26 protein-coding genes are annotated in these 25,416 nt (G+C 65.3%); 7 read left to right on the forward strand and 19 right to left on the reverse strand.

Annotated elements, in window-relative coordinates; all coding sequences use genetic code 11:
- Window positions 1–147 precede the first annotated feature (147 nt).
- The 5 genes from XH92_RS07250 to XH92_RS07270 form a co-directional block, all read right to left on the reverse strand.
- Entirely contained in the window at window positions 148–879 is a 732-nt protein-coding gene (locus XH92_RS07250; protein WP_194458626.1) for a hypothetical protein, read from the reverse strand.
- A gap of 100 nt (window positions 880–979) precedes the next feature.
- Window positions 980–1,501 carry a signal peptidase II gene (gene lspA, locus XH92_RS07255; protein WP_194458627.1) on the reverse strand — a complete coding sequence of 174 codons (522 nt, stop codon included), beginning with the start codon at window positions 1,499–1,501 and terminating at the stop codon, window positions 980–982.
- The gene (ileS, locus tag XH92_RS07260; RefSeq protein WP_194458628.1) at window positions 1,474–4,473 is read right to left on the reverse strand and encodes an isoleucine--tRNA ligase; all 3,000 of its coding nucleotides are present in this window, start codon (window positions 4,471–4,473) and stop codon (window positions 1,474–1,476) included. The genes lspA and ileS overlap by 28 nt, the downstream gene beginning before the upstream one ends.
- Before the next feature lie 212 nt (window positions 4,474–4,685).
- Complete coding sequence (locus XH92_RS07265; RefSeq protein WP_210345575.1) at window positions 4,686–5,213, reverse strand: sugar O-acetyltransferase; 528 nt, start codon at window positions 5,211–5,213, stop codon at window positions 4,686–4,688.
- A 17-nt stretch (window positions 5,214–5,230) separates the two neighbouring features.
- A complete protein-coding gene (locus XH92_RS07270) occupies window positions 5,231–6,214 on the reverse strand; it encodes a bifunctional riboflavin kinase/FAD synthetase (protein WP_194458630.1) in 984 nt (327 codons plus the stop codon).
- A 214-nt stretch (window positions 6,215–6,428) separates the two neighbouring features.
- Here XH92_RS07270 and XH92_RS07275 point away from each other — a divergent pair, with 214 nt between their 5' ends.
- The gene (locus XH92_RS07275) at window positions 6,429–6,824 is read left to right on the forward strand and encodes a response regulator (RefSeq protein WP_016844467.1); all 396 of its coding nucleotides are present in this window, start codon (window positions 6,429–6,431) and stop codon (window positions 6,822–6,824) included.
- 346 nt (window positions 6,825–7,170) lie between these two features.
- Here the strand turns inward: XH92_RS07275 and XH92_RS07280 are convergent, their stop codons facing one another.
- From XH92_RS07280 to uvrC, 7 genes are all read right to left on the reverse strand, one after another.
- A complete protein-coding gene (locus XH92_RS07280; RefSeq protein ID WP_194458631.1) occupies window positions 7,171–8,025 on the reverse strand; it encodes a TIGR01459 family HAD-type hydrolase in 855 nt (284 codons plus the stop codon).
- Between the two features lie 15 nt (window positions 8,026–8,040).
- The gene (locus tag XH92_RS07285; protein ID WP_194458632.1) at window positions 8,041–9,453 is read right to left on the reverse strand and encodes an EAL domain-containing protein; all 1,413 of its coding nucleotides are present in this window, start codon (window positions 9,451–9,453) and stop codon (window positions 8,041–8,043) included.
- Between the two features lie 175 nt (window positions 9,454–9,628).
- Window positions 9,629–10,588: a 50S ribosomal protein L3 N(5)-glutamine methyltransferase gene (prmB, locus tag XH92_RS07290; RefSeq protein WP_194458633.1), complete on the reverse strand. Its 960-nt coding sequence runs from the start codon at window positions 10,586–10,588 to the stop codon at window positions 9,629–9,631.
- On the reverse strand, window positions 10,588–11,055 hold the full coding sequence (locus XH92_RS07295; protein WP_194458634.1) for a molybdenum cofactor biosynthesis protein MoaE: 468 nt from the start codon (window positions 11,053–11,055) through the stop codon (window positions 10,588–10,590). Before XH92_RS07295 ends, prmB begins: the two co-directional genes overlap by 1 nt.
- 8 nt (window positions 11,056–11,063) lie before the next feature.
- Window positions 11,064–11,315 carry a molybdopterin converting factor subunit 1 gene (gene moaD / locus XH92_RS07300; protein ID WP_194458635.1) on the reverse strand — a complete coding sequence of 84 codons (252 nt, stop codon included), beginning with the start codon at window positions 11,313–11,315 and terminating at the stop codon, window positions 11,064–11,066.
- Window positions 11,312–11,926 carry a CDP-diacylglycerol--glycerol-3-phosphate 3-phosphatidyltransferase gene (gene pgsA, locus XH92_RS07305; protein WP_194458636.1) on the reverse strand — a complete coding sequence of 205 codons (615 nt, stop codon included), beginning with the start codon at window positions 11,924–11,926 and terminating at the stop codon, window positions 11,312–11,314. The genes moaD and pgsA overlap by 4 nt, the downstream gene beginning before the upstream one ends.
- A gap of 192 nt (window positions 11,927–12,118) precedes the next feature.
- Window positions 12,119–14,251: an excinuclease ABC subunit UvrC gene (gene uvrC, locus XH92_RS07310; protein WP_194458637.1), complete on the reverse strand. Its 2,133-nt coding sequence runs from the start codon at window positions 14,249–14,251 to the stop codon at window positions 12,119–12,121.
- Between the two features lie 267 nt (window positions 14,252–14,518).
- Between uvrC and XH92_RS07315 the strand changes: the two genes are divergently transcribed.
- Window positions 14,519–15,142, forward strand: coding sequence for an outer membrane protein (locus XH92_RS07315; RefSeq protein WP_194458638.1), 624 nt, complete (start codon window positions 14,519–14,521; stop codon window positions 15,140–15,142).
- Between the two features lie 271 nt (window positions 15,143–15,413).
- On the opposite strand, the gene XH92_RS07320 is transcribed toward XH92_RS07315, so the two are convergent.
- The 4 genes from XH92_RS07320 to XH92_RS07335 form a co-directional block, all read right to left on the reverse strand.
- On the reverse strand, window positions 15,414–15,626 hold the full coding sequence (locus tag XH92_RS07320) for a cold-shock protein (protein WP_016844477.1): 213 nt from the start codon (window positions 15,624–15,626) through the stop codon (window positions 15,414–15,416).
- 261 nt (window positions 15,627–15,887) lie between these two features.
- Complete coding sequence (locus tag XH92_RS07325; RefSeq protein ID WP_194458639.1) at window positions 15,888–16,748, reverse strand: 23S rRNA (adenine(2030)-N(6))-methyltransferase RlmJ; 861 nt, start codon at window positions 16,746–16,748, stop codon at window positions 15,888–15,890.
- Window positions 16,749–16,987: 239 nt separating this feature from the next.
- Window positions 16,988–17,611, reverse strand: a complete 624-nt coding sequence (locus tag XH92_RS07330) for a ribonuclease T2 (RefSeq protein ID WP_246788527.1) — start codon at window positions 17,609–17,611, stop codon at window positions 16,988–16,990.
- Window positions 17,612–17,785: 174 nt separating this feature from the next.
- Complete coding sequence (locus tag XH92_RS07335; RefSeq protein WP_194458641.1) at window positions 17,786–18,262, reverse strand: hypothetical protein; 477 nt, start codon at window positions 18,260–18,262, stop codon at window positions 17,786–17,788.
- A gap of 166 nt (window positions 18,263–18,428) precedes the next feature.
- On the opposite strand from XH92_RS07335, the gene XH92_RS07340 reads away from it, so the two are divergent.
- The 3 genes from XH92_RS07340 to XH92_RS07350 are packed head-to-tail and all read left to right on the forward strand — an operon-like array spanning window position 18,429 to window position 19,501.
- Window positions 18,429–18,728 carry a hypothetical protein gene (locus tag XH92_RS07340; RefSeq protein ID WP_194458642.1) on the forward strand — a complete coding sequence of 100 codons (300 nt, stop codon included), beginning with the start codon at window positions 18,429–18,431 and terminating at the stop codon, window positions 18,726–18,728.
- Between the two features lie 43 nt (window positions 18,729–18,771).
- Window positions 18,772–19,302: a DUF3617 family protein gene (locus XH92_RS07345; protein ID WP_194458643.1), complete on the forward strand. Its 531-nt coding sequence runs from the start codon at window positions 18,772–18,774 to the stop codon at window positions 19,300–19,302.
- Window positions 19,303–19,351: 49 nt separating this feature from the next.
- Window positions 19,352–19,501 carry a hypothetical protein gene (locus XH92_RS07350; RefSeq protein ID WP_194461717.1) on the forward strand — a complete coding sequence of 50 codons (150 nt, stop codon included), beginning with the start codon at window positions 19,352–19,354 and terminating at the stop codon, window positions 19,499–19,501.
- Between the two features lie 26 nt (window positions 19,502–19,527).
- Here the strand turns inward: XH92_RS07350 and XH92_RS07355 are convergent, their stop codons facing one another.
- From XH92_RS07355 to XH92_RS07365, 3 genes are read right to left on the reverse strand one after another with little or no spacing between them, the layout of a single operon-like run.
- Window positions 19,528–20,913, reverse strand: coding sequence for an ATP-binding protein (locus tag XH92_RS07355; RefSeq protein WP_194458644.1), 1,386 nt, complete (start codon window positions 20,911–20,913; stop codon window positions 19,528–19,530).
- Window positions 20,914–20,921: 8 nt separating this feature from the next.
- The gene (locus XH92_RS07360) at window positions 20,922–21,623 is read right to left on the reverse strand and encodes a response regulator (protein WP_371818066.1); all 702 of its coding nucleotides are present in this window, start codon (window positions 21,621–21,623) and stop codon (window positions 20,922–20,924) included.
- A 23-nt stretch (window positions 21,624–21,646) separates the two neighbouring features.
- The gene (locus XH92_RS07365; RefSeq protein ID WP_092124108.1) at window positions 21,647–22,195 is read right to left on the reverse strand and encodes a MarR family winged helix-turn-helix transcriptional regulator; all 549 of its coding nucleotides are present in this window, start codon (window positions 22,193–22,195) and stop codon (window positions 21,647–21,649) included.
- Window positions 22,196–22,525: 330 nt separating this feature from the next.
- Here XH92_RS07365 and XH92_RS07370 point away from each other — a divergent pair, with 330 nt between their 5' ends.
- Window positions 22,526–23,605 carry a branched-chain amino acid aminotransferase gene (locus tag XH92_RS07370; protein ID WP_194458645.1) on the forward strand — a complete coding sequence of 360 codons (1,080 nt, stop codon included), beginning with the start codon at window positions 22,526–22,528 and terminating at the stop codon, window positions 23,603–23,605.
- A gap of 271 nt (window positions 23,606–23,876) precedes the next feature.
- Window positions 23,877–25,391 (forward strand): histidine--tRNA ligase, encoded by a 1,515-nt coding sequence (gene hisS, locus XH92_RS07375; protein WP_194458646.1) that lies wholly within the window; start codon window positions 23,877–23,879, stop codon window positions 25,389–25,391.
- Window positions 25,392–25,416 lie beyond the last annotated feature (25 nt).

Genomic DNA, 25,416 nt, shown 5'->3' on the forward strand with positions numbered 1-25,416 from the left:
TGGAAGCCTGGACGGACTGCCGGGCATGAAAGACGCCATCGTACACGGTGCAGTCCGTGCCAGTCGTCACGAAGCGGAGAGACGGACGTCCCCCCGCATTAAGCTTTGCTCATGCCGGCCCCAGGCAGACCAGAAGCAGACCAGGCGTCACTGAATCGGTTTTCCGGTCATGACGTCGTACTGGCCCTCGTTCACCTTCGGCGCCATCGGTCCGGTGCCGTAGGCAAAGCCCGAGGACGGGGTCTGGTAACCTGGCGGCGGCTCGGTCAGCGAGTCTCGGGTCGGCTCACCCTTGAACGGCTTGGACTCGCTGCTGTTTCCCTTGAACATGCCGAGCAGGCCGCCGGTGTAACCGAGCTGGCTCGGCATCAGCGACGGATTGGTGTTCGAACCCGGCTCAAGCGGCTCCTTGCGTCCCTCGGTGGCAGTCTGCTGCTTGCGGCCCGCCTCGATCTCGGCCGGCGTCAACGCCACCGCCGACTCCCACGGCTCTTTCTTGACTTCCTTCTTGCGCGCGGCGATCGCAGCCTTGCGTGCCGCGATATCAGGGTCCTTCGGCCAGTTCGGCGCGTTGACCTGGGCGGCCGAGGCGGGCGGCGGCAGGTCGAGCTTCGGCGGCACCACCAGCGGCGAGCGCTCGCGATAATCGATGCCCTTGCTGGCGGCACTCTTGGCGCCGAGCCCGGTCATCAGATTGTCGATGATCCGCTCTTCGAAGGTCAGGCCGTCATCGCCGTCATCTTCATCGTCGCCGGCGCGAACCGGGCCCGCTGCCATCACGAGGCCGATCCCGGCCGCAACGAACGCCAGGCGCAGGCCGCGCATCAGCGGCAGGGAGGACGTCTCGATCAGGTAAAAGCGGGCTTTGGTGCTGCGCATCGCGCTATCCCCATTTCAAAATTCGCCAAAGCGATCACTGGCTTAGCGCTCAGTTCCGCTGGGTGCAGGTCGGCCGCCGACCGGCTCGTATCGGCCGGGATCAGGGCGCTTTTACGGCGGGGGTCCCCATGATGGAATCATACAATAGGGCCGCCACACCAGCAACGATCGCCACATCGGCAAGGTTGAATACGTACCAATTGAAGGTTTTTCCCCCGATCTCGACATGAAACAGGGCAAAATCGACCACCGCGCCATAGGCGAAGCGGTCGATGCCGTTCCCGATGGCTCCGCCGATGATCAGGCCGAGCGACACCGTCGCGAGCCAGGTCCGCGACCGCGCCATCCAGATCGCCAGCGCGATCACGGCGGCGGCCTTGATCACCATCAGCAGGATCTGGGCCGATGGGGTCTCGCTCTGAAACCAGCCGAAGCTGATGCCGGGATTCCAGGCCAGCACCAGGTCGAAAAACGGCGTCACCTCGACCGCGCCGCGATGGGCGATGCCGAAGACATAGAGCAGCCAGAGCTTGGAGGCCTGGTCGGCGATCAGGGTGACGACCGCCGCCAGCACGCCGGCGCGAACGGGAGGGCTCAAGCCGTGACCCCCAGCGCCTTCCATTCGCGCAGCGCTTGCGCGTCGCGCGGCGAGACGTCGGGATATTCGGGATCCGCGCCGACCGTCGGGAGGATCTTCCACGAGCGCGCGCATTTGATGCCGACGGCCTTCTCGACCATCACGGCGACGCCGGGCACGGCATCCAGGCGGAACGCCGTGGCCGGGGCCTCGCCCTCGCGCACCTCGTAGTTCGAGGTGATGCAGACCTCGGCGAGATCGATGTCGAACAGCGTTGCCATCGTCTCGCGGTCGGCGATGTAGATCACCGGCGACGCCTCGAGCGACGAGCCGATCCGCTTGGCCGCGCGCTCGAGCTCGAGCGCGCCGGTGACGACGCGGCGGACGTTGCGGATCGTCTCCCACTTTGCGGCGAGGGCATCGTCGCGGAATTGCTCGAGACCTTCGGGGAACAGCGTCAGATGCACCGAGGGCTCGGCGTGCGGCCGGTACATCCGCCAGGCTTCGTCGGTGGTGAAGCTCAGGATCGGCGCCAGCCATTTCAGGATCGCGTCGCAGAGCAGGTCGATCGTGGTCAGCGCCGCCTTGCGTGCCACCGAGGATGGCGGGTCGCAATACAGCGTGTCCTTGCGGATGTCGAAGTAGAACGCCGACAGCTCGGAGTTCATGAAGGCGGCGAGCGTTGCGACCACGGTCTTGTAGTCGAACGCGGCGTAGGCCGCGCGGATGGTCTCGGTGTGGCCGGCCAGTTCGTGCAGCATCAGCCGCTCGAGCTCGGGCATCTCGGCGAAGGCGACCTTCTCGCTCGGCTTGAAGTGATGCAGCGTGCCGAGCATCCAGCGGATCGAGTTGCGCAGCTTGCGATAGGTCTCGATGGTATTCTTCAGGATCTCCGGCCCGATGCGCTGGTCGTCGGCGTAATCGGTGGCGCAGACCCACAGGCGCAGGATATCCGCACCCGAATCCTTGATCACCTTCTGCGGCTCGACCGTGTTGCCGAGCGACTTCGACATCTTGCGGCCGTTCTCGTCGAGCGTGAAGCCGTGGGTGAGCACGATGTCATACGGCGCGCGCCCGCGCGTGCCGGCGCTCTCCAGCAGCGACGAGTGGAACCAGCCGCGATGCTGGTCGCTTCCTTCGAGATACATCACGGTGTCATTGCCGCCATCGACCTTGCGGACGATGTTGCCGAGCTGCGGGAAGTTCTGGCGGTCTTCCAGCACGAAGGCATGGGTCGAGCCGGAATCGAACCAGACGTCGCAGATGTCGTCGACCTTCTTCCAGTTTTCCGATGCGCGGCTCCCGAGGAAGCGCTCGCGGGCGCCATCCATGTACCAGGCGTCGGCGCCTTCCTCCATGAACGCCTCGGTGATGCGCTGGTTGACGACCTCGTCCTGCAGGATCTCGGCCGAGCCGTCGCTGTTCTCGCGCACGAAAACCGCGATCGGCACGCCCCAGGCGCGCTGGCGCGAGATCACCCAGTCCGGCCGGTTGGCGATCATGCCGTTGATGCGGTTCTCGCCGGCCGGCGGCACCCATTGGGTGACCGAGATCGCCTGCAGCGCGCGGGCGCGCAGCGTGTCGCCCTTCTTGGCGTGGCCGTTCTCCGCGATGTCCTTGTCCATCGCGATGAACCATTGCGGCGTGTTGCGGAAGATCACCGGCTTCTTGGAGCGCCAGGAATGCGGATACTGGTGCTTGAGGCGGCCGCGTGCCAGCAGCTTGCCGGCCTCGATCAGAGCCTTGATGACAGCTTCGTTGGCGTCGCCCTTCTCGCCCTTGTCGTTGAGCACGCGCTTGCCGGTGAAGCCCGGCGCCTGCGCGGTGTAGGCGCCGTTCTCGTCGACGGTGTAGGGGATCGCAGTCGGGATGCCGCGCGCATCGAGCTCGCGGGTGTTGGCCGTCCAGACGTCGAAGTCCTCGCGGCCGTGGCTCGGTGCGGTGTGCACGAAGCCGGTGCCGGTGTCGTCGGTGACATGTTCGCCGGCGAGCAGCGGCACGGTGAATTCGTAGCCGCCGCCAAAGCCGCGCAGCGGATGGGCGCATTCCACCGCGTCCAGCGTGTCGCCGGGAATATCGCGGACCTTCTCATAGGAGGTGACGCGCGCCTGCTTGAACACCTCCGCGGCGAGCGCATCGGCCAGGATCAGGAGATCGCCGGTCTTCGCCCAATTGTCGGCGGGCGCATCGGTCACCTTGTAGAGGCCGTAGGCGATCTTCGGCGAGAACGAGATCGCGCGGTTGCCGGGCAGCGTCCACGGCGTGGTGGTCCAGATCACGACCGAGGCATTGGCCAGCGCGCCATGCGCCGGCGAGGTGACCGGAAATTTCACCCACACCATGTCGGAAGTGTAGTCCTCGTATTCGACCTCGGCTTCGGCCAGCGCGGTCTTCTCCACCACGCTCCACATCACCGGCTTGGAGCCGCGATACAGCGTGCCGTTGGCGGCGAACTTCATCAGCTCGCGGGCGATCTGCGCTTCGGCCGGATAGCTCATCGTCTGGTAGGGATGGTCCCAGTCGCCGATGATGCCGAGCCGCTTGAACTCCTCGCGCTGTACGTTGATCCAGTGCGTCGCATAGGCGCGGCATTCCCTGCGGAACGCGACCATCGCGGCGGAGTCGCGGAAGTCGGGCTTCGGCTTGCCCTTGGAGCGGTAGTTCTCCTCCTCGATCTTCCATTCGATCGGCAGGCCGTGGCAGTCCCAGCCCGGCACGTAGTTGGAGTCGAAGCCGAGCATCTGCTGGCTCTTGGTCACGACGTCCTTGAGGATCTTGTTCAGCGCATGGCCGATATGGATGTTGCCGTTGGCGTAGGGCGGCCCGTCATGCAGCACGAATTTGGCGCGGCGCTCGGCTGCCCGGCGAAGCCTGTCGTAGAGGCCGATGTCGTTCCAGTATTTCAGGATTTCCGGCTCGCGCTGGGGCAAGCCGGCGCGCATCGGGAATTCCGTCTGCGGCAGGTAAAGGGTCTTGGAATAGTCGTTAGCGTCGGTCTTTTGCGGCTTGTCGGACATGAAGGCTCTGATTTGGCAGGTGCGGGCGCGGATACGCGATCAATCGCGGGTGAAAACGGCGAAAGTCCCGGTCTTGCGCCGAGCCTTCAGGCTCAGGCGGAAGCCGGGCCGCTAATCCGTATGATGCGCCGCGAAAACATGGGGTTTCCATAGCAGCCAAGCGGGGAAATCGCAAAGCCCCCGCCACCTTAAATCCGTCCAAGCCAGGGCCCCTAAACCGGCCGCCGCCGGGCCGGATTTCCCGCCACGATCGTGCCCGGAGCGACGTCCCGCGTCACCACGCTGCCGGCCCCGACCAGGGCGCCGTCGCCGACCGTGACCCCGGGCAGGATGATGGCACCGCCGCCAATCCAGACGTCGCTACCGATCCGGATCGGGCGGCCGAATTCCAGCCCGGCGCGCCGGGTTTCGGCATCGCGTGGGTGGTCGGCGGTATAGATCTGCACCGCGGGCCCGATCTGGGTGCGATCCCCGATTGTGACCTCGACGACGTCGAGGATCACGCAATTGAAGTTGAGGAACACGCCGTCGCCGAGGCTGATATTGCTGCCGTAATCGCAGAAGAACGGCGGGCGGATCACGGCGTCCTTGCCGACCTTGCGGAAGCGTGCGGAGAGCTGTGCGTGCAGCTCGGCCGCGGACGAGGCGCCTGACGAATTGTAGCGCGCCATCCAATGTTCCGCCGCGGTGTGGTCGGCGGCGAGCTCCGCATCCGGGCGATAGAGCTCGCCCGCCAGCATTTTCTCTTTCTCTGTCTTCAACCAATCACTCCGAGCCGCGGGAACGCGTCCGGCGCTGCGGCAAGGTGCGCGCGCGCCTTGGCGCTGTCGTCATCCATCTGGCGTATCAACGCCTCGATGGTGTCGAATTTCAGCTCTTCGCGAATGAAACCGATGAATGCGACATCGAGGACCGCATCGTAGAGATCGCCCTTGAAGTCGAACAGGAATACTTCGAGCAGCGGCGCGCCGTTGTCGAAGGTCGGGCGGCGGCCGAAGCTGGCGACGCCATCGAACCGCACCTTGTCGTTGCCCTGAGCCTTGCCGACCCGCACCGCATAGATGCCGTGCTTCAAGCCGCAATGCTTGTCGAGGCGGATGTTGGCGGTGGGGTAACCGAGGTCGCGGCCGCGCTTCTCGCCATGGATCACCTTGCCGGTGACGAACCATGGTCCGCCCAGCATCGTGGTGGCTTCGTCGACCTGGCCTTCGGCGAGCGCCATGCGGATGGCGCTGGAGGAGACCGGACGCTCCTCGATGTCGACATGGGCCTGGACATCGACCTCGATGCCGAGTCGCGGCGCCTCGCTGACGAGCAGGCTCGGCGAGCCGACCCGACCCTTGCCGAAATGGAAGTCGTAGCCGACCGCGATCCCGCTGATGCCGAGCCGGCCGATCAGGTCATGGTGAATGAAATCCTGCGCCGTGGTGCCGGCGCGCGCCTTGTCGAAGGTCATGACGACGGCGCCGGCGAGGCCGGTGGCCGCGAGCAGCCGCAGCTTGTTGGTCTCGTCCGTGAGGCGGAATTGCGGGGTGTTCGGGCTGAAGAAACTGCGCGGATGCGGTTCGAAGGTCACGGCGAGCGCGGGCACGCCGCGCGTCTTGCCCATCGCCAGCGCCGCGCCGATCACGGCGCGGTGACCAAGATGGACGCCGTCGAAATTTCCCATCGCGACTACGGCGCCCTTCGGAATGGTGCTTTCGGGGGTGTTGTCGCGGATAACGGTAAAGCCGGTGCTCATGTCAGGGATTCTTCAAGGATTCTTAAGCATGATTGTTGCGGGCCGGACCGTGACGCGGCGGCGGCGTGGAAGTCAAGCTTAGCGAAAATCGCGTCAAATCCGTAACAATCCGGATTCAGCCGGTTAACGCGCTGTTTAACGGCTGCTGTTAGTCGTTGGCGGAAAGCTGCGTTCGTGCAGAAGCCAAGTTGCGTCAGGTGTTTTGGGGGGAAAGATGGCGGTTGATTTGTCCATGCCGGTTCTGGTGGTTGATGATTACAGCACCATGATCCGCATCATCCGGAATCTTCTCAAGCAGCTTGGATTCGAGAATATCGACGACGCCTCCGACGGCTCTGCGGCGCTCAACAAGATGCGCGGCAAGAAGTATGGCCTGGTGATTTCCGACTGGAACATGGAGCCGATGACCGGCTACGATTTGCTCAAGGAAGTCCGCGCCGACCCCAATCTTGCGACCACGCCCTTCATCATGATCACGGCGGAATCCAAGACCGAGAACGTGATCGCGGCCAAGAAGGCCGGCGTGAACAACTACATCGTCAAGCCGTTCAATGCGGCGACGCTGAAGACCAAGATCGAGGCGGTCTTCCCGGACATGGCGACGGCGTAAGCGCCGTTCATCGCATCACGATTCATCCTCATCTCATAGCGCGTCAGCGAATGACCAGCGTCGCGTCACCCTGAGGAGCCGCGAAGCGGCGTCTCGAAGGGTCGACGGCCCGGCTGGTGGCCGTGCATCCTTCGAGACGCGCGCAAGAGCGCGCTCCTCAGGATGACGGGACTAAAGCATGATGCGATTGCGCGATTTCGGAATTTTGGAAAAATATTCCTGAGTTGCCCGACGTGTCAAGTCGCCCGGTCGACCATCAGCCGCCCCCGGCTACTGTGCATGGGGTTGTTTTCGATATTTTGGCGGCGCGCCCCTGCGACGGGCCGCTTGCGGGCGCAGTGGGTCCCTACCACTTCAGCTCACGCATCAGCGCGCGCGGCGGATGGCCGAACAATTCCTTGATCGAGGCCGCATCGAGCTGCTCGATGCCCTCGAACTGCTCGGAATGGATGCCGCGGGTGACGAACAAAAGATCGATGCCGAAGCCGTGGGCGCCGGTGAGATCGGTGCGCACGGAATCGCCGATCGCGAGCACGCGGCTGAGTTCGGTCGGACGCCCGCGGCGCTCGGCGGCCAGCGCCATCGCGCGCTCGTAGATCGGCCGGTGCGGCTTGCCGTAGAACACCGCCTCGCCACCGAGCTCGCGATAGAGCTCGGCAACCGCGCCGGCGCAGTAGATCAGCCGGTCGCCGCGCTCGACCACGATATCAGGATTGGCGCAGACCAGCGTCAGCTTGCGTTCGAGCGCCTTGAGCAGCGTGTCGCGATAATCCTCGGCGGATTCGGTCTCGTCGTCGAACAGGCCGGTGCAGATGATGTAGTCGGCCTGCTCCAGCGGCACCAAGGTGGCGTCGAGGCCGCGATGGATCGAGCTGTCGCGCTCCGGACCGATCCAGAAGATCTTCTGACCGGGATGATCTGCCACGAAATGGCGCGTCAGGTCGCCCGAGGAGACGATCGCGTCATAGGTCTCGTCGGCGACGCCGAGCTTGCGCAGCTGGCGCTGCACGGAATCGGCCGGCCGCGGCGCGTTGGTGATCAGGATGACGGTGCCGCCCTGCTGGCGGAACGTGTGCAGCGCCTCGCAGGCCTCGGGAAAGGATTCGAGCCCGTTGTGCACCACGCCCCAGATGTCCGACAGCACGACGTCGACGTCGCCGGTGAGGTCGCGCAGCCGCTCGACGAAACGCAGCGATGTCATGATGCGAACCGCGGGTTAATTCGGCCCGAGCGCCCGGCGCGCCAGCGCGGCGTTGCCGGTTGCGCGTGGCGGTGCTGCGGGGCTGGAGACGGGTGCGGAAGTGCTGGCGCCATTGAAGTCCTGGGGCTTGGTCTGCGGAGTATCGGCGGTAGCAGATGCCCCTTCCGGCCGCAACGGCCGCGGCGGCGCGAACAGGAAGCCCTGGCCGAACCGGACGTCGTAGTCGAGCAGGTCGACCACCGAGCGCTCGCCCTCGATCCGTTCGGCGATCAGGTCGATGCCGTAGCGGCCGAGCAGGTCGGACAGATCGGAGGGATCGATATCTGACGTCGCGCTCTGCCTCGCGTCGAGCAGCAGCGCGGCCGGCACCTTGATGAAGCGGACGCCGCGATCGGCGAGCTCGCGCGGCTCGAGGCGGAGATCGGTGACGTGGTCGATCGAGAACCGGTAGCCGCGCTGCGACAGCGCCGCCAGATTCTCGCTTTCGACCGGGCCGAGATTGCGGAAGGTCGCCTGCTTGAACTCGAGCACGAAGGAGGGCGCCAGCGCGCGGTTGGCCTCGAGGAAGTCGAGACACTGGGTGAAGTGCTGCGGGCTGGACAGCGTCGCCGCCGAGACGTTGCAGAACACGCCGACATCCTTGCTGCGGATCATCAGGCGGCGCAGCACCTGGACGCAGCGAAGCATCACCATGTGGTCGATGCGGCCGATCAGGCCGCCGACCTCGGCCGCCTCGATGAAATCTTCGGCGGCAAGCACCTGGTCGCGCTCGTCGCGCAGCCGCGTCACCGCCTCGTAGTAGCGCACCTTGCGCTGCGGCAGCGTCACCATCGGCTGCAGGTAGATGTCGAGGCGGTTCTCGTCGATGGCGTGCCTGATCGCGCCGATGAGCTGGGTCTGGCTGCGCGAGATCGGTGATGGCGGCGCAGGTGGCGGCGTGGGCGCAAACACGGCGGTCGGTGCCGGCGCGGCCGGTTGCAGCAGATCGTCGCGCGGCGAGGCGACCGGCTGCGCCACCGGAGCTGCCGCCAGCAGGTCCTCATGATGAGCGACGGATGCCGCAAGCTGCCGCACCAGCCCGCCGAGTTCGTTGATCTCGCCGGCCATGCCCTGGATCCGGTCGGCGCCGGTGGAGTTCGCCGAGGCGACGCGGCCTTCGACCGCGGCCAGCCGGCGGCCGAATTCGGCGACCTGGCGGGCGAGGTCGGCGGTGCCGCGCGACAGATCCGCGATCTGGCCGCCGACATCGCTGCGGTCGCGGAGCCGCATCGAGACGGCGTTGTAGAGGATCAGGCAGGTGAGGGCGGTGAGCGCCACGATCGCCGATTCCGATCCGCTGATGCCAGCCACCGAATACAGCACGAAGCCGAGCGAGGCTGCGACCAGCACCATGCAGATGGCGATGAAGATCGTCGAAATGCGAATCATGTCGCGCGCCCGCGCCCTCTCTCCGAACGTCCCCGGAGCGCTAGCTTAGCACCATTGTTGATTCGACGGGCCTGCGATCTTCGGAACCGGCTGGAACTGCACACGATTTTCGCTTCACCCAGGCTGGCTTTCGCCGGGCTCCGTCATCGCCCGGAGCCGGCCGCGGGTGCGCCGGTCAGAGGTCGGCGGCGGCGATCCAGAACACCTCGCCCTCGGAGTCCTCGGTGTCGAGCCAGAGCAGCGGCAGGTTGGGATAGGCGGCCTCGAGATTGTCGCGGCCGCGGCCGATCTCGCAGAGCAGCCCGCCATGCGGGGTCAGATGCTGCCTCGCCTCATCGAGCAGGCGGCGGACGATATCGAGCCCGTCGGCGCCGCCGTCGAACGCGATCTTTGGCTCGGCGCGGCACTCGCGCGGCAGCGCGGCCATGCCTCTAGCATCGACATAGGGCGGGTTCGAGATGATCAGATCGTAGTGCCGGTTGCCGAGCGGCTTGAACAGGTCGCCGCGATGGAGCGTTAGGCGGTCGTCGAGGCCGTGATCGGCGACGTTGCGCGCGGCGACCTCGAGCGCATCCTTTGAAATATCCACTGCGTCGACCGCGGCATTGGCGAAATGCCGTGCGGCCAGGATCGCAAGGCAGCCGGATCCGGTGCAGAGGTCGAGCACGCTTTCGACCTCGGCGGGATCGCCGATCAGCGAGGTGCCGTCCTCGTCGCCGCCGAAATGCGAATCCAGCAATTCGCCGATGAAGGAGCGTGGCACGATGGTGCGCTCGTCGACATAGAACGGGAGGCCGCGCATATAGACCTTGTTGACGAGATAGGCGGCCGGCTTTCGCGTTGCGATCCGCCGCTCGATTAGGTCGAGGATCTGCTTGCCCTCGGCCACGGTGACCCGCGCGGTCGCGAAATTCTCGAACTGGTCGGGATGCAGATGCAGCGTCTCTGAGATCAGGAACGCGGCCTCGGCCACCGGATCGGTGGTGCCGTGCGCGAACACCAGCTTCGCCGCGTTGAAGCGGCTGACCGCGTAGCGCAGGAAATCGAACAGGGTGTGGAGCTCGCCGGCGCCGACCTTGGGCGCTTTCGGCGCGGCAGGGCTGCGCCTGGCCGGCACTTTGCTGCGCTTGGCCATCAGGATTTGGTCCAGCGCGCGGCGGCCGCGTCGTCATGGTCGCGCGCCTCGATCCAGCTCGTGCCGCGCGCGCTCTCCTCACGCTTCCAGAACGGAGCGTTGGTCTTGAGATAGTCCATCAGGAACTCGGCTGCCTCGAACGCGGCCTGCCGGTGCGCCGAGGCGGTCACGACCAGCACGATGTTCTCGCCCGGCGCGATGCGGCCAAAGCGATGGATGATGGTGAGCCCCTGTAACGGCCAGCGCGCCAGCGCCTCGTCGGCGTGGCGTCCGATCTCGGCTTCCGCCATGCCAGGGTAATGTTCGAGCGTCAGCGCGGCAATCGGCTCACCCTGTTCGCTGCCGCGGCAGATGCCGCTGAAGCTGACCACGGCGCCGACATCGGTGCGGCCCTTGCTTAAGGCCGCGATCTCCTGCGCGACGTCGAAGTCGGCTTGCTGGATACGGATGGTCGCTGCAACGGTCATGGATAGATTTAGCCGCCGGTCATCGGCGGAAAGAACGCGATCTCGCGGGCGCCGATGATTGCCGCATCCTGCTTGACATGGGCGTGGTCGATCGCGGCGCGGATCACGGTCGGCTTCTCGAAGGCGTGGGCGTAGCCGTCGTCGCGCGCGGCAAGCCAGCCGATCAGCTCGCCGACGGTGCGCACCTCGGCCGGCGGCTCGACGATCTCTTCGGCCTTGCCGATGCGCTCACGCACCCAGGCGAAATATTTCAGCTTCATCCCTCATCCTCCTTGATGAGGTGATGGATGCCGGCCCGGAAGTAATCCCAGCCGGTGTAGATCGTGAAGATCGCCGACATCCAGAGCAGCACGATGCCGATCAAAGTGGTCGCCGGAAACACCTGCTCACCCGCCTCGCCAGCGATCAGGAAGCCGATCGCCACCAGCTGGATCGTGGTCTTCCATTTTGCGAGCTTGGTGACGGGCACGCTGACCCTGAGCCCCGCGAGATATTCGCGCAGGCCCGAGACCAGGATCTCGCGGCACAGGATCACGATCGCGGCCCACAGCGTCCAGCCATGGATCGAGTTGTCGGCGGCCAGCATCAGCAGGCTGGAGGCGACCAAAAGCTTGTCGGCGATCGGATCGAGCATCCGGCCGAAGGCGGACTGCTGGTCCCACATCCGGGCGTAATAGCCGTCGAGATAGTCGGTGATCCCTGCCGCGATGAACACGGCCAGCGCCACCCAGCGCAGCCACAGCGGGCCGTCCAGGATCGACTGCCAGTAGACGCAGCCGATCACCACCGGGATCGCGGCGATCCGGGCGTAGGTCAGGATATTCGGGAGGGACAAGGTCTTGGTCTGTCCCCGGGTCGTCGCGATGTTCATCCGTTCTACCAATACCGCTGAAGCGAGAAGGTCAACCGTGCGGGCGCCAAAGCGCGGCGAGATTACGCTGAATCGTCATGGCGCCTTAGCCCCTTGTTTATGCATGCTCTTTTCGGAACGTTGCTTCCCATTTTTCCGCATCATGCCCTAGATGCCCTGTCGCAGGCGACGCCCTGATGACTCGCCTTTGGTTTAACCCGGCTGGGCGTGGAAAAACTCGAAAATCTTGCGGGCGCTCTCGGCGCTGACGCCGGGAACCTTGCCGAGGTCGGCGATCGAGGCCCGCTCGATCTCCTTGAGCGTTCCGAAGTGGTGCAGCAAGGCACGTTTGCGCGACGGGCCGATGCCCGGGATCTCCTGCAGGCCGGCCTCGCGGATGTCCTTTTTGCGCAGCTTGCGGTGCGAGCCGATCACGAAGCGGTGCGCCTCGTCGCGCAGCCGCTGGATGAAATAGAGCACCGGGTCGCGCGGCTCCAGCTTGATGGCCTCGCGGTCCGGCATGAACAGGGTTTCGCGCCCGGCGTCGCGCTCCGGCCCCTTGGCCACCGCCATCAGCGAGACCTGGGTCAGTCCGAGATTGGTGAAAATCTCCCGGACCGCGTTGAGCTGGCCGCGGCCGCCGTCGATGATGACGAGGTCGGGCCATTGCGGGAACGATTCGTCGTCCGCCTTGTCGTTGTCCTTCGCCTTTGCAGTGTCCTTGGCAGTCTCGCCCTCCGGCGGCTTCAGCAGCCGCTTGAAGCGGCGCTCCAGCACCTCGCGCATCATGCCGTAATCGTCGCCGGGCGTCAGCCCTTCGGACTTGATGTTGAACTTGCGGTACTGGTTCTTCATGAACCCGTCTGGTCCCGCCACGATCATCGCGCCGACCGCGTTGGTGCCCTGGATGTGGCTGTTGTCGTAGACCTCGATGCGCTTCGGCGTGTGGGGAAGGCCGAGCGTCGTGACCATGCCCTCCAGCAGCCGGCTTTGCGTCGCGGTGTCGGCGAGCTTGCGGCCGAGCGCCTCGCGCGCGTTGGTGAGCGCGTGGCCGATCAGCTCCTTCTTCTCGCCCCGCTTGGGCACGGAGACCTCGACCTTGGATCCGGCCTTCACCGACAGCGCGTCGGCGAGCAACGCGCTCTCCTCGATCTCGTGCGACAGCAGGATCAGTTTCGGCGGCGGCTTGTCGTCGTAGAATTGCGCGAGGAACGAGGACAGCACCTCCTCGGGCGTGAAGGTCTTCTCCGCGCGCGGGAAGTAGGCGCGATTGCCCCAGTTCTGGCCGGTGCGGAAGAAGAACACCTCGACGCAAGAATAGCCGCCTTCCTGGTGGATCGCGAACACGTCGGCCTCTTCGACCGTGCGCGGGTTGATGCCCTGCTGCGACTGGATCGCCGACAGCGCCGCAAGGCGGTCGCGGTACAGTGCCGCGGTCTCGAATTCGAGCTCGCCGGAGGCCTTCTCCATCTCGGCCGCGAGCAACTCCTTTACCGCGTGGCTGCGGCCGGACAGGAATTCGGTCGCCTCGCGCACCAGCTCGCTATAGCCGGGGAAATCGATCTCGCGCGTGCAGGGGCCGGCACAGCGCTTGATCTGATAGAGCAGGCAGGGCCGGGTGCGGCTTTCGAAGAAGCCGTCGGTGCAGGAGCGGATCAGGAACGCGCGCTGCAGCGCCGTGATGGTGCGGTTGACCGCGCCGGCGTTGGCGAACGGGCCGAAATAGCGGCCCGGCCGCGACTGCGCCCCGCGATGCTTGAGGATCTGCGGCGCCCAATGGTCGCCTGATATCAGGATATAGGGGAACGACTTGTCGTCGCGCAGCTGCACGTTGAAGCGCGGGCGGAGCTGCTTGATCAGATTGGCTTCGAGCAGCAGCGCCTCGGTCTCGGTCATGGTCGAGACGATCTCGACATGCGTGGTCGCTGCGATCATGCGCAGGATGCGCGCCGGCAGCGGTGCGTTGGCCCGCGCATAGGACGACAGCCGCTTTTTGACGTTCTTCGCCTTGCCGACATAGAGCACGTCGTTCGTGGCGTTGAGCATGCGGTAGACGCCCGGCGAGGTCGGGGCGAGGCGGACCGCGTTCTCGATCGCCTCATGCCCGATCGAGAGCGTTCCCTCGGCAACCGCCTCGGCGGTCTCCTCCGGAGCCTCGGGCAGACGTGCCTCGTCGTCCTCCTCGGCGGCGGAGCTTTCGGGATCGACGTCGCTCGTGTCGAGCGTCAGGTCGTCTTGCGGCAGGTCGGACTTTGAACCGCGCCGTGGCTTGGAGGCCGCCTTGGAATCAGCCTCGGAATCGGCCTTGGGGGCCGGCGTCGGACGGTCGGGAGAATCGTGAACCATGGGCCGTAAATTAAGCGCTCGGGCGACCGGTCGCCAGCGTTGGCGGCGCTGGAAAACAACCCCGATTGCAGGAGCTTACCGGCCCAGCGCGGCCGCCGGGGCGGGCAGGTAACACATTGTTAAGATTGATGAGCGGGCCGGTAACCGGGCTTAACAGCCCTTTAACTTAAAACTCTCGATAAACCTTAGCGAAAAAAGTGGAGTTCCGTAACCACGCCGGCCCTTGGGGACCAGCGGGCTGCGGCAGTTGCGTGGTGGAGAGTAGCTATGACCCGGTTTGTTGCGCGTGCGCTGGCACTGATCGTCGCAGGCTGGACGACCTCGGCCGCGTCGGCCGACCTCAACTACGGCTCGCCCTATACCGTCTATCAGCCGCTCAATGCCTATAGCTGGGCCGGCCCCTATCTCGGCGGCAACGTCGGCTATGGCTGGGGTTCGGTCGAGAACAATCCGACCAAGCCGTCCGGCTTCGTCGGCGGCGTGCAGGCCGGCTACAACTTCCAGAACGGTTCTCCCTGGGTGTTCGGCATCGAGGCCGATATCCAGGGCACCACCGCGGACGACCGGTTCGCGCCGTGGAAATTCTCCAACCCGTGGTTCGGCACGGTGCGCGGCCGCGCCGGCTATGCGGTCAACAACGTGCTGTTCTACGCGACCGGCGGTCTCGCCTTCGGCGAGCTGCGCGGCGAGACGTTCGGCATCACGGAGTCGCACACCAACGCGGGCTTCACCGTCGGCGCCGGCGCCGAGATGGGCTTTGCCCCGAACTGGAGCGCCAAGATCGAGTATCTCTACGTCGATCTCGCCAACAGCAACTTCACGATCACCGGCGGCGCGTCGAACGGCTACAGCTTCAGCCTGGTTCGCGCCGGCATCAACTATCACTTCTGAGAACAAGAAGACGTCGGGCATCAACTCCCGGCTGCGCCCTGCGCGGCCGGGTTTTTCTTTGCGCTGATCGCATGGACATGTCGCATGGCAGCGTGCGCCGCAGCGTCCGCGGATCCAGCCGGTGAGCCGCACGCATCGGATATGCGGGCATCGTCAATCGCGTCCGCACCATGCAGATGATCATGCAGCGAGCGCGAGCCACGCGCCCGGCAATCAACTCACACGCAACGCTTCATTCGCCGTTCACGACGAGCCACGCACCGCGCGCTCGTCATGAAACCACCAGGTTGACCGCCTTCGGGCCCTTGCCCTTCTTGTCGGGTTCAACCTCGAACGTAATGCGCTGTCCTTCAGTCAGGTCCTTCAATCCTGCGCGTTCGACAGCTGTGATGTGAACGAACACATCGCGGCCGCCATCGTCAGGCTTGATGAAGCCATAGCCACGCTCTCCGTTGAAGAACTTGACTGTCCCAGTCATGGCCATCGGGAAACTCCTCCCCCGTATTGCTCCACCGCTACGCGCACGCCGCGTAGCGGTTGACCGACATTCGCTTGTCGGAAGCTTGGCCACCTGAACAGGCCGGCGTCACGCCGCCGGTCTGCCTGGATTTTATTTCGGCCTTGTCACTCCGCCGCAACCATTCGCGGAAGCGGAACGTAAAGCCAGTCGTAACAGGATGAGCATAATACGGTTCCGCGCGCGTTGCCTATGCTCAAAATTGAACTTTTCAGTGGGAGCTACCGATCAAGGTTTAGGCGCCTCGAGTCTGAAGCGTGCCGCGCCGCCTTGACCGAGCGGCTTCTCGAGTTCGGGCAGGATGATCTTCAGCTCGCCGGACAGCGTCCACGGCGGATTCACTATCAAAAGGCCGGTGGAAACGAGGCCGGCGCCTGTTTCTTGCGGCGCCACACTGAATTCCAAACGCAAGCATTTGCCTGCGGGTCGACTGCCTGCTGCAGCAGCAGCCACGCTGCGCGCGAGTTCATCGGTAGCTCTCCGGGTTTTTACGGGGTACCACAAAAGATATGCGCCGGTCGGCCACTTCGTAAACGCTTCCGTAAAAGCACTGGCCAGCCGCTCGAACTCGTCCTTCGCTTCGAATGGCGGATCGATCAGCACCAGGCCGCGCCGCTCGTTCGGCGGCACGAACGCGGGCAGCGCCATCCAGCCGTCGAGATCGACGACGCGCGCCTGCGCATCGCGTCGCAATGCATCGATCAAGTGCTTGCGCGCTGTCGGCTCTATCTCGCAGGCAGTGAGGCGATCTTGCGGACGCAGCAGCGCCCGCGCGATCAACGGCGAGCCTGGATAGGCTTTCAGCTCGCCTCGCGGATTGAATGCCCTGACGATATCGAGATAGGGCGCGATCAGCGGCAACGCCTTGTCGGAGAGCCGCGCCTGCATCAGCCGCGCGATGCCGGTGAGCCATTCGCTGCCGCGCTGCGCTTCGCTCGAGGTCAGATCATAGAGGCCGGCGCCGGCGTGGGTGTCGATGACGCGGAACGGCGCCTGCTTCTCCTGCAGGTAGGTGAGCATCCGCACCAGCACGATGTGCTTGATGACGTCGGCAAAGCTGCCAGCATGAAAGGCGTGACGGTAGTTCATGTAATGATCGCGCTGCGCTCCAGATGGAGCACATGTTGTACTTCGTCATGCCCGGCCTGTCCCGGCCTTCGCTAAAGCTTCGGCGGGTTGACGGCTGACCCCGGTGAAGGCCCGGGTGAGGTCCTGGCGTAGCCGGCCCCCGGGCATCTGCGCGTTATCTCGCTTGTTGCACGACGTCGGCGGCCGGATCTTGCGCGACGACGTGCGGCGCACGTCTGCCCGGCTCCAACGCGGCGGCTTCAGCCGCCGCGGACCGGCGGCATCACCACCTGATCGCGGCGGCAGGCGCGGCGATCGATTTCCTCGCAAGAACGGAATTGCAGATCCTTGCTGAGGCAGATCCGCACCTCGCTGAGCCGCTTGCTGTCGCAGGTCACCGAGATCGCGGAGTTGCTGAGCCCCGGATTGGCCTTGATGAACGCCGTCTCCAGCTCGTCGGGCGCGATCGTCTTCGGCTCCGACAATTGCAGGAATTCGTCGGGGATCTTCACCGCGGCGCGGGCCTTGCGGATGGCTTCGAAATAGCCGCGCTCGCCGAGCCCTGAGCAGGTGCCGTGCTTGTCCCACTCGTTGTAGATCAGCCCTGGCGCCGGCATCAGGTCGAGCATCGAGGTCATGATGTTGCGGGCGAGGCGGGGCGAGGGGCGCTGGCAGTATTCCGGAAAGCCCCGCTCATATTGCGGCCACAGCCCGTGCACCACGAACGAGTACGGCCGTCCGCCGCACTGGGCCTGCGTGCCGCGCCCGTTGTTGCCGCGCTCGCTCGCCGCCTCGCAGAACGAGGGCGACCACGACAGCGACAGCACATAGAAATCGAACTCACCCGGCGCATTCTGCCGGCGATCCTGGGCCGAAGCCCCCATCGCACCACACAGGACAAACGCAGCTGAAATCAGAAATCGGGAAATTGTGACCAACCAAGGCATCAAACGCTCCCCCTTACGACCGCCCGGACCCTAACAGTCCGCGGGAACATTTCAAGAACAAAAACGCCGCCGTATGGACGGCGGCGCTTGCGTCAGCGATCTGGTTGGCGATCAGGGCCGGGCGGCTTTGCAGGACGGATTGTAGGCCCAGTTGCGGTCGAGCCCGGCGACGCACCATTCGACGCCCTGGTTGAAGCCGGCAAAGCCGCCGTCCTCGACGATCGAATAGTGCACCTTGCGCACCTTGCCATCGCTCAGCAGCGCATCGCCCGAGCAATAGCGGCGCGGAATATTGTCGGACTGCCAGGGGCGGAACGCGGTTTCGTGAATCCGGCTGAACCCGGTGATGACGAGCGGCGAATTCCAGAAGGTGGCTTCCTTCTCGTGGAATTGATCGCTGATGGCCGCCAGGGCCTTCTCGCAGGGCGCCACGTTGCCGTCATAACGCGGGCCGGACAGCCAGAAATTCAGTTCGAACGGATTGGCCGCCTGGGCGGTGCCCCCGAAAGCCAGCGTGCCGACCACGAGGGCGGCGGCGAGGCCGAGCGTGCGGCCGAGTTTATTGCGGGAGTTGAACAGGTTGCGCATGGGAATCCACCCGATGATCCGATGCGGCGGACGGTGCCGTGAAGCCCCGGCAAGGTCAAGTGCAGCGCGGCAACACCTGCGGAGAAGTCCACCTCTACCAGCCCGCTCGTTCTTTTCACGGTCGCCGGCGCACTCTATGTTGGTCGCCAGCGAAATGGAGTCTGCGATGCGAAGGAAATTGGCCGCGTGCCTGGTTGCCGTTAGCGGGATGCTGGCCGTTGGTCCGGCGCAAGCCGACTGGATGCAGCCAGTGCCGCCGTTCAAGGGCAATGATACCGGCGGTATCATCGCCTATACGCTGGCGGCCCAGACCGACGCCCGGCAGCTCGCCGTCGATCACTGCGCCTCTTACGGCAAGGTCGCCAAGTTCCTTGCGGTGCAGCGCTACCCGGGTGGCTACATCTCGTTCGCCTGCCGCTGGGTGCCCTATGGTTCGGCCCAGAGGCCGGTGCGCACGCTCTACTGAGCGCGTTCCAAATTCTTCGATCGTTCAGCCGGGAGCTCACCGCATGACCCGACAGCTTGCCTTGCTTGGTTCTGCTGTTTGCCTTGTCCTGTCCAGCGGCGCCGCGAGCGCCGTCGACCTTCCGATCCGCAAGGCCGGTCTGTGGGAGATGAAGATGGTGCGCACCGGCGGTCCGATGCCGGAAATCACCATGCAGCACTGCACCGACGAGACCACCGACAAGGAGATGAGCGCGGCGGCCTCGCCGATGGCCAAGGAAGTCTGCTCCAAGCAGGACATCCAGAAGACCGCGACCGGCTATGTCAGCGACAGCGTGTGCAGCGTCGCCGGCATGTCGATGCAGAGCCACGCCGAGATCGTCGGCGATTTCAATTCCGCCTACACGGTCAAGAGCACCTCGCATGCCGAGGGCGGCGCGGCCGGCTCCCGCGACACCACGATGACCATCGAGGCGAAATGGCTCGGCGCCTGCAAGAGCGACCAGAAGCCCGGCGACATCATCATGCCAGGCGGCATGAAGATGAACGTCAAGGACATGGAAAAGCTGAAGGGCCTGCTGCCCAAGCAGAAGTAAGAGCGCGGCGCATTCGCTCGCCGCCGCGGCGCTTGACCGACTGAGAGTGATGCTTGCCTCGGTGATCGATTACGATCTGGGCAAGCTCGACCGGCGCTTGCTCGGCGCCACCGCGCGCGTGAACGCGACCAATCTGTTCGACACCCGTTACCAGACGTGTCAGGCGGCTATTGCTATGCCGGCGAACGGCGTCAGATGATCGGGACCTTGTCTTACCGCTGGTAGCTACACCGGCACCCGCACCGTCGCGCGCAGGCCGCCCATCGGGCTTTCGCCGAGCATGATGTCGCCGCCATGCGAGCGGGCGATGTCGCGGGCGATCGCAAGTCCAAGGCCGCTGCCGCCTTCGTCCTGGTTGCGGGCGTCGTCGAGCCGCAGGAAGGGCTTGAACACTTCCTCGCGCATGTCGGGCGGGATGCCGGGGCCATCGTCGTCGACCGTGACGTTGAGATAGCGGTGGTCGCGCTGGCCGGTGATCGAGATCGTGTTGGCGTGGCGCGCCGCGTTGGAGACGAGGTTGGCGAGGCAGCGCTTGAACGAGGCCGGTTTCACCGTGACGACGGGCAGGCCGTGGAACGCGACGGTCGCGGTGTGGCCGTGGCGTTCGGCGTCGCTGCGCAGCTCCTCCAGCGCCATTGCCATGTCGGTCGGCTGCGCGACCTCGCCGGAATCGCCGCGCGCGAAGGCAAGGTAGTCCTCGAGCATCATCGACATCTCGTCGACGTCCTTGCGCATGGCGTCGATCTCGGGGCCTTCGCCGATCAGGGCGAGCTCGAGCTTGAAGCGGGTCAGGATGGTGCGCAGATCATGCGACACGCCGGCGAGCATCGCGGTGCGCTGCTCGATCGAACGCTCGACGCGCGCCTTCATCTCGATGAAGGCCTGCGCCGCGCGCCGCACTTCGCGCGCGCCGCGCGGCCGGAAGTTCGGCGCCTCGCGGCCCTTGCCAAAACTTTCGGCGGCGTCGGCGAGCCGCAGGATCGGCTTGATCTGGTTGCGCAGGAACAGCACGGCGACGATCAGCAGGATGGTCGAGGTGCCGAGCATCCAGAAGATGAAGATCTCCGAATTGGAGGCGTAGGCCGCGCTGCGCTGCGCGAAGATACGCATCACGGAATCGTCGAGCTGGACGCGGATCTCGACCAGGTTGGACTTGCCGACGGTGTCGATCCAGAACGGACGGCTGATCTGGCGGCCGAGCTGCACCGACAGCGTCTGGTCGAGCAACGAGAAGAACGGCTTCGGTCCCGGCGGCGGCATGTCGCCGGCGGGGAGGAAGTCGACCACGAGCTGCAGCTTCTGGGCGATGCCGCGCAGGTGCGCGCGGTCCTTGTCCTGCGGATAGGTCTTGTAGACGTCGATCAGCGCGGCGATGTCGGACACCACCGCAGCCGACAGGCGCCGCGTCACCGTGTTCCAGTGCCGCTCCATGAACACGAACGCCACCACGGTCTGCAGGATCACCATCGGCACGATCATGATCAGCAGCGCGCGGGCGTAGAGGCCGGTCGGCATCCAGCTCTTGAACGCGTTGCCCATCCAGCCGTTCGCCTTCGAGACGCGCTGCGAGGCGTTCTTGATCAGGGTCAGGCCGGTGTCGAGCGTGCTCATGCTGGATCTTACGGCGAGGCCACCAGGCGATAGCCGATGCCGCGTACCGCCTGCAGGAACAGCGGATTGGCGGGATCGTGCTCGATCTTGCGGCGCAGGCGGTTGATCTGCACGTCGACCGCGCGCTCGTTGACGGTGCCGCCGCTGGTCAGTTCGCCGCGCGGCACGGTCTCGCCGGGCGCGCTCGCCAGGATGCGCAGCATCTCGCGCTCGCGGTCGGTGAGATGGATGATCTCCTCGCCCTGGCGAAGCTCGCTGCGCTCGAGATGGAAGATGTAGGGGCCGAACGCGATCTGCTCGACCACAGTGACTTGCGGCGGCGCGGTGCGCTTGAGGATATTGCCGATACGCAGCACCAGCTCGCGCGGCTCGAACGGCTTGGCGACATAGTCGTCGGCGCCGATCTGCAGGCCCTCGATGCGGGCTTCCGCCTCATGGCGGGCGGTCAGCATGATGATCGGCACCGTCGAGGAGCTGCGGATGAAGCGGGCGAGGTCGAAGCCGTTCTCGCCGGGCATCATCACGTCGAGGATGAGCAGGTCGAAATGCAGCCCGAGCAGCTTGGCGCGCGCGTCGGTGGCGCTCATGGCCGTGGTGACGCGATAGCCTTCGCCGCAGAGAAACCGCGACAACAGGTCGCGAATGCGCCGGTCGTCGTCGACCAGCAGGAGATGCGGCGCATCGTCGGCCGGTTCGACCGGCGTGCGCATCAGGGTTGCAGCCTGCACCAGGTTCACTCCCTTGTTTTTCTGCCGCCGCCGAAGATCGCTTCGAGCACCTTGTCGGGATCGTCGCGGTCGATCATCGCGCGGAGGAATTGGCGAACCGTCTCGACGCCGGCCGGATCGATGCCGGCGATGGCGCGGTTGATGCGGTCGGTCTGCAACCCCGCGAGCTTGGCGACCAGTGCCTCGCCCTTCGGCGTCGCGTAGAGCAGGCGCTGCCGGCGGTCATTGTTGCCGGTCTTCTGCACGATGTAGCCTTCGTCCAAGAGCTGCTTGAGCACGCGTCCGAGCGATTGCTTGGTGATGCGCAGGACGTCGAGCAGGTCGGCGACCTTCAGGCCGGGATAGCGGGTGACGAAGTGGATGACGCGGTGGTGGGCGCGGCCGAAGCCGAACGCCTCCAGTTCCTGGTCGGCATCGCCGACAAAGTCGCGGTAGGCGAAGAACAAGAGCTCGATGATGTCCCAGCGCAGGTCGCGGCCGCCCGCCGCAGGAGCGTGGTCATCTCCCTGCGAATCGGGCTTGGCAGCCATGCCTGAGAAATTTATGTCAGTCATATTGACGTATCTTGGGTTCAATGTTACAAAACTGCCTGTCACGACGAAACATTAGGTCGTTTCGTCCCCGACAGCGTTTGAGGCGGCCTGAAAAAGCCAGTGTGGCGGTTTGGGCCGCAAATTGGACTACCGTGCGATTGTCGAGCGGCATTTCGGCAAACATACTGGACTTCAGCACTCCGCAAAAGCATGTCTCAACGGCATGTTGGCGATGGAAACCGGCCGGGTTGCCGGCGGTGGTGAAGTTCGTACCAGCCGAGCCTGACGGCTCCGGGGGAAACAGGCTGGCGCCCGGTATGGCGCCGGTTCCGACAGCGGAAAGCAAGAAAAATGACTTTGAAATTCGACATCCAGCCTGCGCCGAACGCCACGTCCGACAAGGATCGCGCGGCGAAGCTCGTGGACCCGGGCTTCGGCCGCGTCTTTACCGACCACATGGCGATCGTCCGCTACAGCCAGGGCAAGGGCTGGCACAGCGCCCGCGTCGAGGCCCGCGCGAATTTCCCGCTCGATCCGGCCGGCGCGGTGCTGCACTACGCCCAGGAGATTTTCGAAGGTCTCAAGGCCTACAGGCGCGACGATGGCGGCGTGAACCTGTTCCGCCCCGACGCGAATGCCCGTCGCTTTCACGATTCGGCCGAGCGCATGGCGATGGCGCCGCTGCCCGAGGATTTGTTCATCGAGGCGGTCGAACAGCTGGTGCGGATCGATCGCGCCTGGATCCCGGGCGGCGAGGGCAGTCTCTATTTGCGGCCGTTCATGATCGCGAGCGAGGTCTTCCTCGGCGTGAAGCCGTCGGCGGAATACATCTTCTCGGTCATCGCTTCGCCGGTCGGCTCCTATTTCAAGGGCGGCCCCGCCCCGGTGTCGATCTGGGTGTCGGAGAATTACACGCGCGCCGCGATCGGCGGCACCGGCGCCGTGAAGTGCGGCGGCAACTATGCCGCAAGCCTGCGCGCGCAGGCGGAGGCGATCGAGCGCGGCTGCGATCAGGTCGTGTTCCTCGATGCGGTCGAGCGCCGCTACATCGAGGAGCTCGGCGGCATGAACATCTTCTTCGCATTCGACGACGGCTCGCTGCTGACGCCGCCGCTCGGCACCATCCTGCCCGGCATCACACGCGACTCGATCATCGCGCTTGCCAAGGATGCCGGCACGCGCGTGCGCGAGGAGCCCTACACGATCCAGCAGTGGCGTGCCGATGCCGCCAGCGGCAAGCTGAAAGAGGCGTTCGCCTGCGGCACCGCGGCCGTCATCTCGCCGATCGGCAAGGTGTGCTCGGCGAGCGGCGACTTCCAGATCAGCGGCGGCGTGGCCGGCCCGGTCGCGATGGGCCTGCGCAAGAAGCTGGTCGACATCCAGTACGGTCGCACCAACGATCCGCATAACTGGATCAGGAACGTCGCGTAAGGTCGGCACCCTGTTTCGCGCCCTTGCCCCGCTCTTGCGGGGTCGAGACAAGCGAAGCTTGCTCTTAGAGGGTGGGGTGAGGGGCCGCTTCAACATCAAAACTCGCGGAGAGTCCCCCTCACCCGGAACGCATCTGACGATGCGTTCCGACCTCTTCCCGCAAGCGGGGCGAGGTGAGCGGGGCCGGGCCGCTTGCCGCCCGCGGCGTTGACTGGTAACTCGGCGTCACCTTTGTAAGCTGTCACAGCCTACAAACCTTGCAGCGCATGATATGGCCGAGAAACCCAAAAAACCCCAGAAACTGAAGGCGCGCCTGCCGCGCGGGCTGGAAGATCGCGGCCCGGCCGCGATCAATGCCACTCGGGCGATGGTCGAGAATATCCGCGCGGTCTACGAGCTCTACGGCTTCGAGCCGGTGGAGACGCCGGCGATGGAATATACCGACGCGCTCGGCAAATTCCTGCCCGACCAGGACCGTCCCAACGAGGGCGTGTTCTCGTTCCAGGACGATGACGAGCAGTGGATCTCGCTGCGCTACGACCTGACCGCGCCGCTGGCGCGCTATGTCGCGGAGAATTTCGACGCGCTGCCGAAGCCGTACCGGTCGTATCGTTTCGGCTACGTCTTCCGCAACGAGAAGCCGGGCCCGGGCCGCTTCCGCCAGTTCATGCAGTTCGACGCCGACACGGTCGGCTCGGCGACGCCGGCGGCCGACGCCGAGATCTGCATGATGGCGGCCGACACGATGGAAGCGCTCGGCATTCCGCGCGGCTCCTATGTCGTGAAGGTGAACAACCGCAAGGTGCTCGACGGCGTGCTCGAGGCGATCGGTCTCGGCGGCGAGGTCAATGCAGGTCGCAGGCTCACGGTGCTGCGCGCGATCGACAAGCTCGACAAGTTTCCGGCCGACGAGGTGCGCAAGCTGCTTGGTCCCGGACGATGGGACGGCGGCGAAGAAGGCAAGGGCGATTTTACCAAGGGCGCCGAGCTGAGCCCGGCGGATGCCGATATCGTGCTGGCCGTCACGCAGCAGCGCGCGGATTGGCGAGAGGCCATCGCTGCGGCCGAGACCTACCTGGCGAAGAGTGAAGTCGGTCAGGCCGGCGTGAGCGAGCTCGAAGAGATCGCCAAGCTGGTCGCGGCATCCGGCTATGGCGCGGATCGCATCCGCATCGATCCCACCGTCGTTCGCGGCCTCGAATATTACACCGGCCCGGTCTATGAGGTTGAGCTGCTGCTCGACACCAAGGACGAGAAGGGCCGCCCGGTGCGGTTCGGCTCGGTCGGCGGCGGCGGCCGCTACGATGGCCTCGTCTCGCGCTTCCGCGGCGAGCCGGTGCCGGCGACCGGCTTCTCGATCGGCGTCTCGCGCCTGCAGGCCGCGCTGACGATGCTCGGCCAGCTCGACACGCAGGCCGAATTCGGGCCCGTCGTCGTCACCGTGTTCGATCGCGACCGCGTCGCCGACTACCAGAAGATGGTGGCGCAGCTGCGCCAGGCCGGCATTCGCGCCGAGCTTTATCTCGGCAATCCGAAGAACATGGGCAACCAGCTCAAATATGCCGACCGCCGCAACTCACCTTGCGTGATCATCCAGGGCTCGGATGAGAAGGCGCGCGGCGAGGTGCAGATCAAGGACCTGATCGAGGGCGCAAAGGCGGCAGCTGCGATCGCGTCCAATCAGGAATGGCGCGAAACACGTCCGGCCCAGTTCTCTTGCTCCGAAGCCGATCTGGTCGCCAAGGTCCGCGAGGTGCTCGCGCGGCATGAGGTGAACTGGAGATAGCTGGTTTGTCATGCGCGGGCTTGAC

The organism is Bradyrhizobium sp. CCBAU 53421 (assembly GCF_015291625.1).
Lineage (GTDB): Bacteria > Pseudomonadota > Alphaproteobacteria > Rhizobiales > Xanthobacteraceae > Bradyrhizobium.

Excerpts from the sequence above, each read along its gene's own strand:
- XH92_RS07325 (WP_194458639.1), bottom strand. The coding sequence starts at position 16,748 with ATGAACTACCGTCACGCCTTTCATGCTGGCAGCTTTGCCGACGTCATC.
- XH92_RS07295 (WP_194458634.1), bottom strand. The coding sequence starts at position 11,055 with ATGACCGTTGCAGCGACCATCCGTATCCAGCAAGCCGACTTCGACGTC.
- XH92_RS07265 (WP_210345575.1), bottom strand. The coding sequence starts at position 5,213 with ATGCTGGCGGGCGAGCTCTATCGCCCGGATGCGGAGCTCGCCGCCGAC.
- pgsA (WP_194458636.1), bottom strand. The coding sequence starts at position 11,926 with ATGAACATCGCGACGACCCGGGGACAGACCAAGACCTTGTCCCTCCCG.
- XH92_RS07355 (WP_194458644.1), bottom strand. The coding sequence starts at position 20,913 with ATGAGCACGCTCGACACCGGCCTGACCCTGATCAAGAACGCCTCGCAG.
- uvrC (WP_194458637.1), bottom strand. The coding sequence starts at position 14,251 with ATGGTTCACGATTCTCCCGACCGTCCGACGCCGGCCCCCAAGGCCGAT.
- XH92_RS07370 (WP_194458645.1), top strand. The coding sequence starts at position 22,526 with ATGACTTTGAAATTCGACATCCAGCCTGCGCCGAACGCCACGTCCGAC.
- XH92_RS07350 (WP_194461717.1), top strand. The coding sequence starts at position 19,352 with ATGCTTGCCTCGGTGATCGATTACGATCTGGGCAAGCTCGACCGGCGC.
- XH92_RS07330 (WP_246788527.1), bottom strand. The coding sequence starts at position 17,611 with ATGGGGGCTTCGGCCCAGGATCGCCGGCAGAATGCGCCGGGTGAGTTC.
- XH92_RS07285 (WP_194458632.1), bottom strand. The coding sequence starts at position 9,453 with ATGATTCGCATTTCGACGATCTTCATCGCCATCTGCATGGTGCTGGTC.
- XH92_RS07320 (WP_016844477.1), bottom strand. The coding sequence starts at position 15,626 with ATGGCCATGACTGGGACAGTCAAGTTCTTCAACGGAGAGCGTGGCTAT.
- hisS (WP_194458646.1), top strand. The coding sequence starts at position 23,877 with ATGGCCGAGAAACCCAAAAAACCCCAGAAACTGAAGGCGCGCCTGCCG.
- ileS (WP_194458628.1), bottom strand. The coding sequence starts at position 4,473 with ATGTCCGACAAGCCGCAAAAGACCGACGCTAACGACTATTCCAAGACC.
- XH92_RS07360 (WP_371818066.1), bottom strand. The coding sequence starts at position 21,623 with ATGCGCACGCCGGTCGAACCGGCCGACGATGCGCCGCATCTCCTGCTG.
- XH92_RS07250 (WP_194458626.1), bottom strand. The coding sequence starts at position 879 with ATGCGCAGCACCAAAGCCCGCTTTTACCTGATCGAGACGTCCTCCCTG.
- XH92_RS07275 (WP_016844467.1), top strand. The coding sequence starts at position 6,429 with ATGGCGGTTGATTTGTCCATGCCGGTTCTGGTGGTTGATGATTACAGC.
- XH92_RS07345 (WP_194458643.1), top strand. The coding sequence starts at position 18,772 with ATGACCCGACAGCTTGCCTTGCTTGGTTCTGCTGTTTGCCTTGTCCTG.
- XH92_RS07365 (WP_092124108.1), bottom strand. The coding sequence starts at position 22,195 with ATGACTGACATAAATTTCTCAGGCATGGCTGCCAAGCCCGATTCGCAG.
- XH92_RS07340 (WP_194458642.1), top strand. The coding sequence starts at position 18,429 with ATGCGAAGGAAATTGGCCGCGTGCCTGGTTGCCGTTAGCGGGATGCTG.
- XH92_RS07280 (WP_194458631.1), bottom strand. The coding sequence starts at position 8,025 with ATGACATCGCTGCGTTTCGTCGAGCGGCTGCGCGACCTCACCGGCGAC.
- XH92_RS07315 (WP_194458638.1), top strand. The coding sequence starts at position 14,519 with ATGACCCGGTTTGTTGCGCGTGCGCTGGCACTGATCGTCGCAGGCTGG.
- lspA (WP_194458627.1), bottom strand. The coding sequence starts at position 1,501 with ATGGAAGGCGCTGGGGGTCACGGCTTGAGCCCTCCCGTTCGCGCCGGC.
- moaD (WP_194458635.1), bottom strand. The coding sequence starts at position 11,315 with ATGAAGCTGAAATATTTCGCCTGGGTGCGTGAGCGCATCGGCAAGGCC.
- XH92_RS07335 (WP_194458641.1), bottom strand. The coding sequence starts at position 18,262 with ATGCGCAACCTGTTCAACTCCCGCAATAAACTCGGCCGCACGCTCGGC.
- prmB (WP_194458633.1), bottom strand. The coding sequence starts at position 10,588 with ATGGCCAAGCGCAGCAAAGTGCCGGCCAGGCGCAGCCCTGCCGCGCCG.
- XH92_RS07270 (WP_194458630.1), bottom strand. The coding sequence starts at position 6,214 with ATGAGCACCGGCTTTACCGTTATCCGCGACAACACCCCCGAAAGCACC.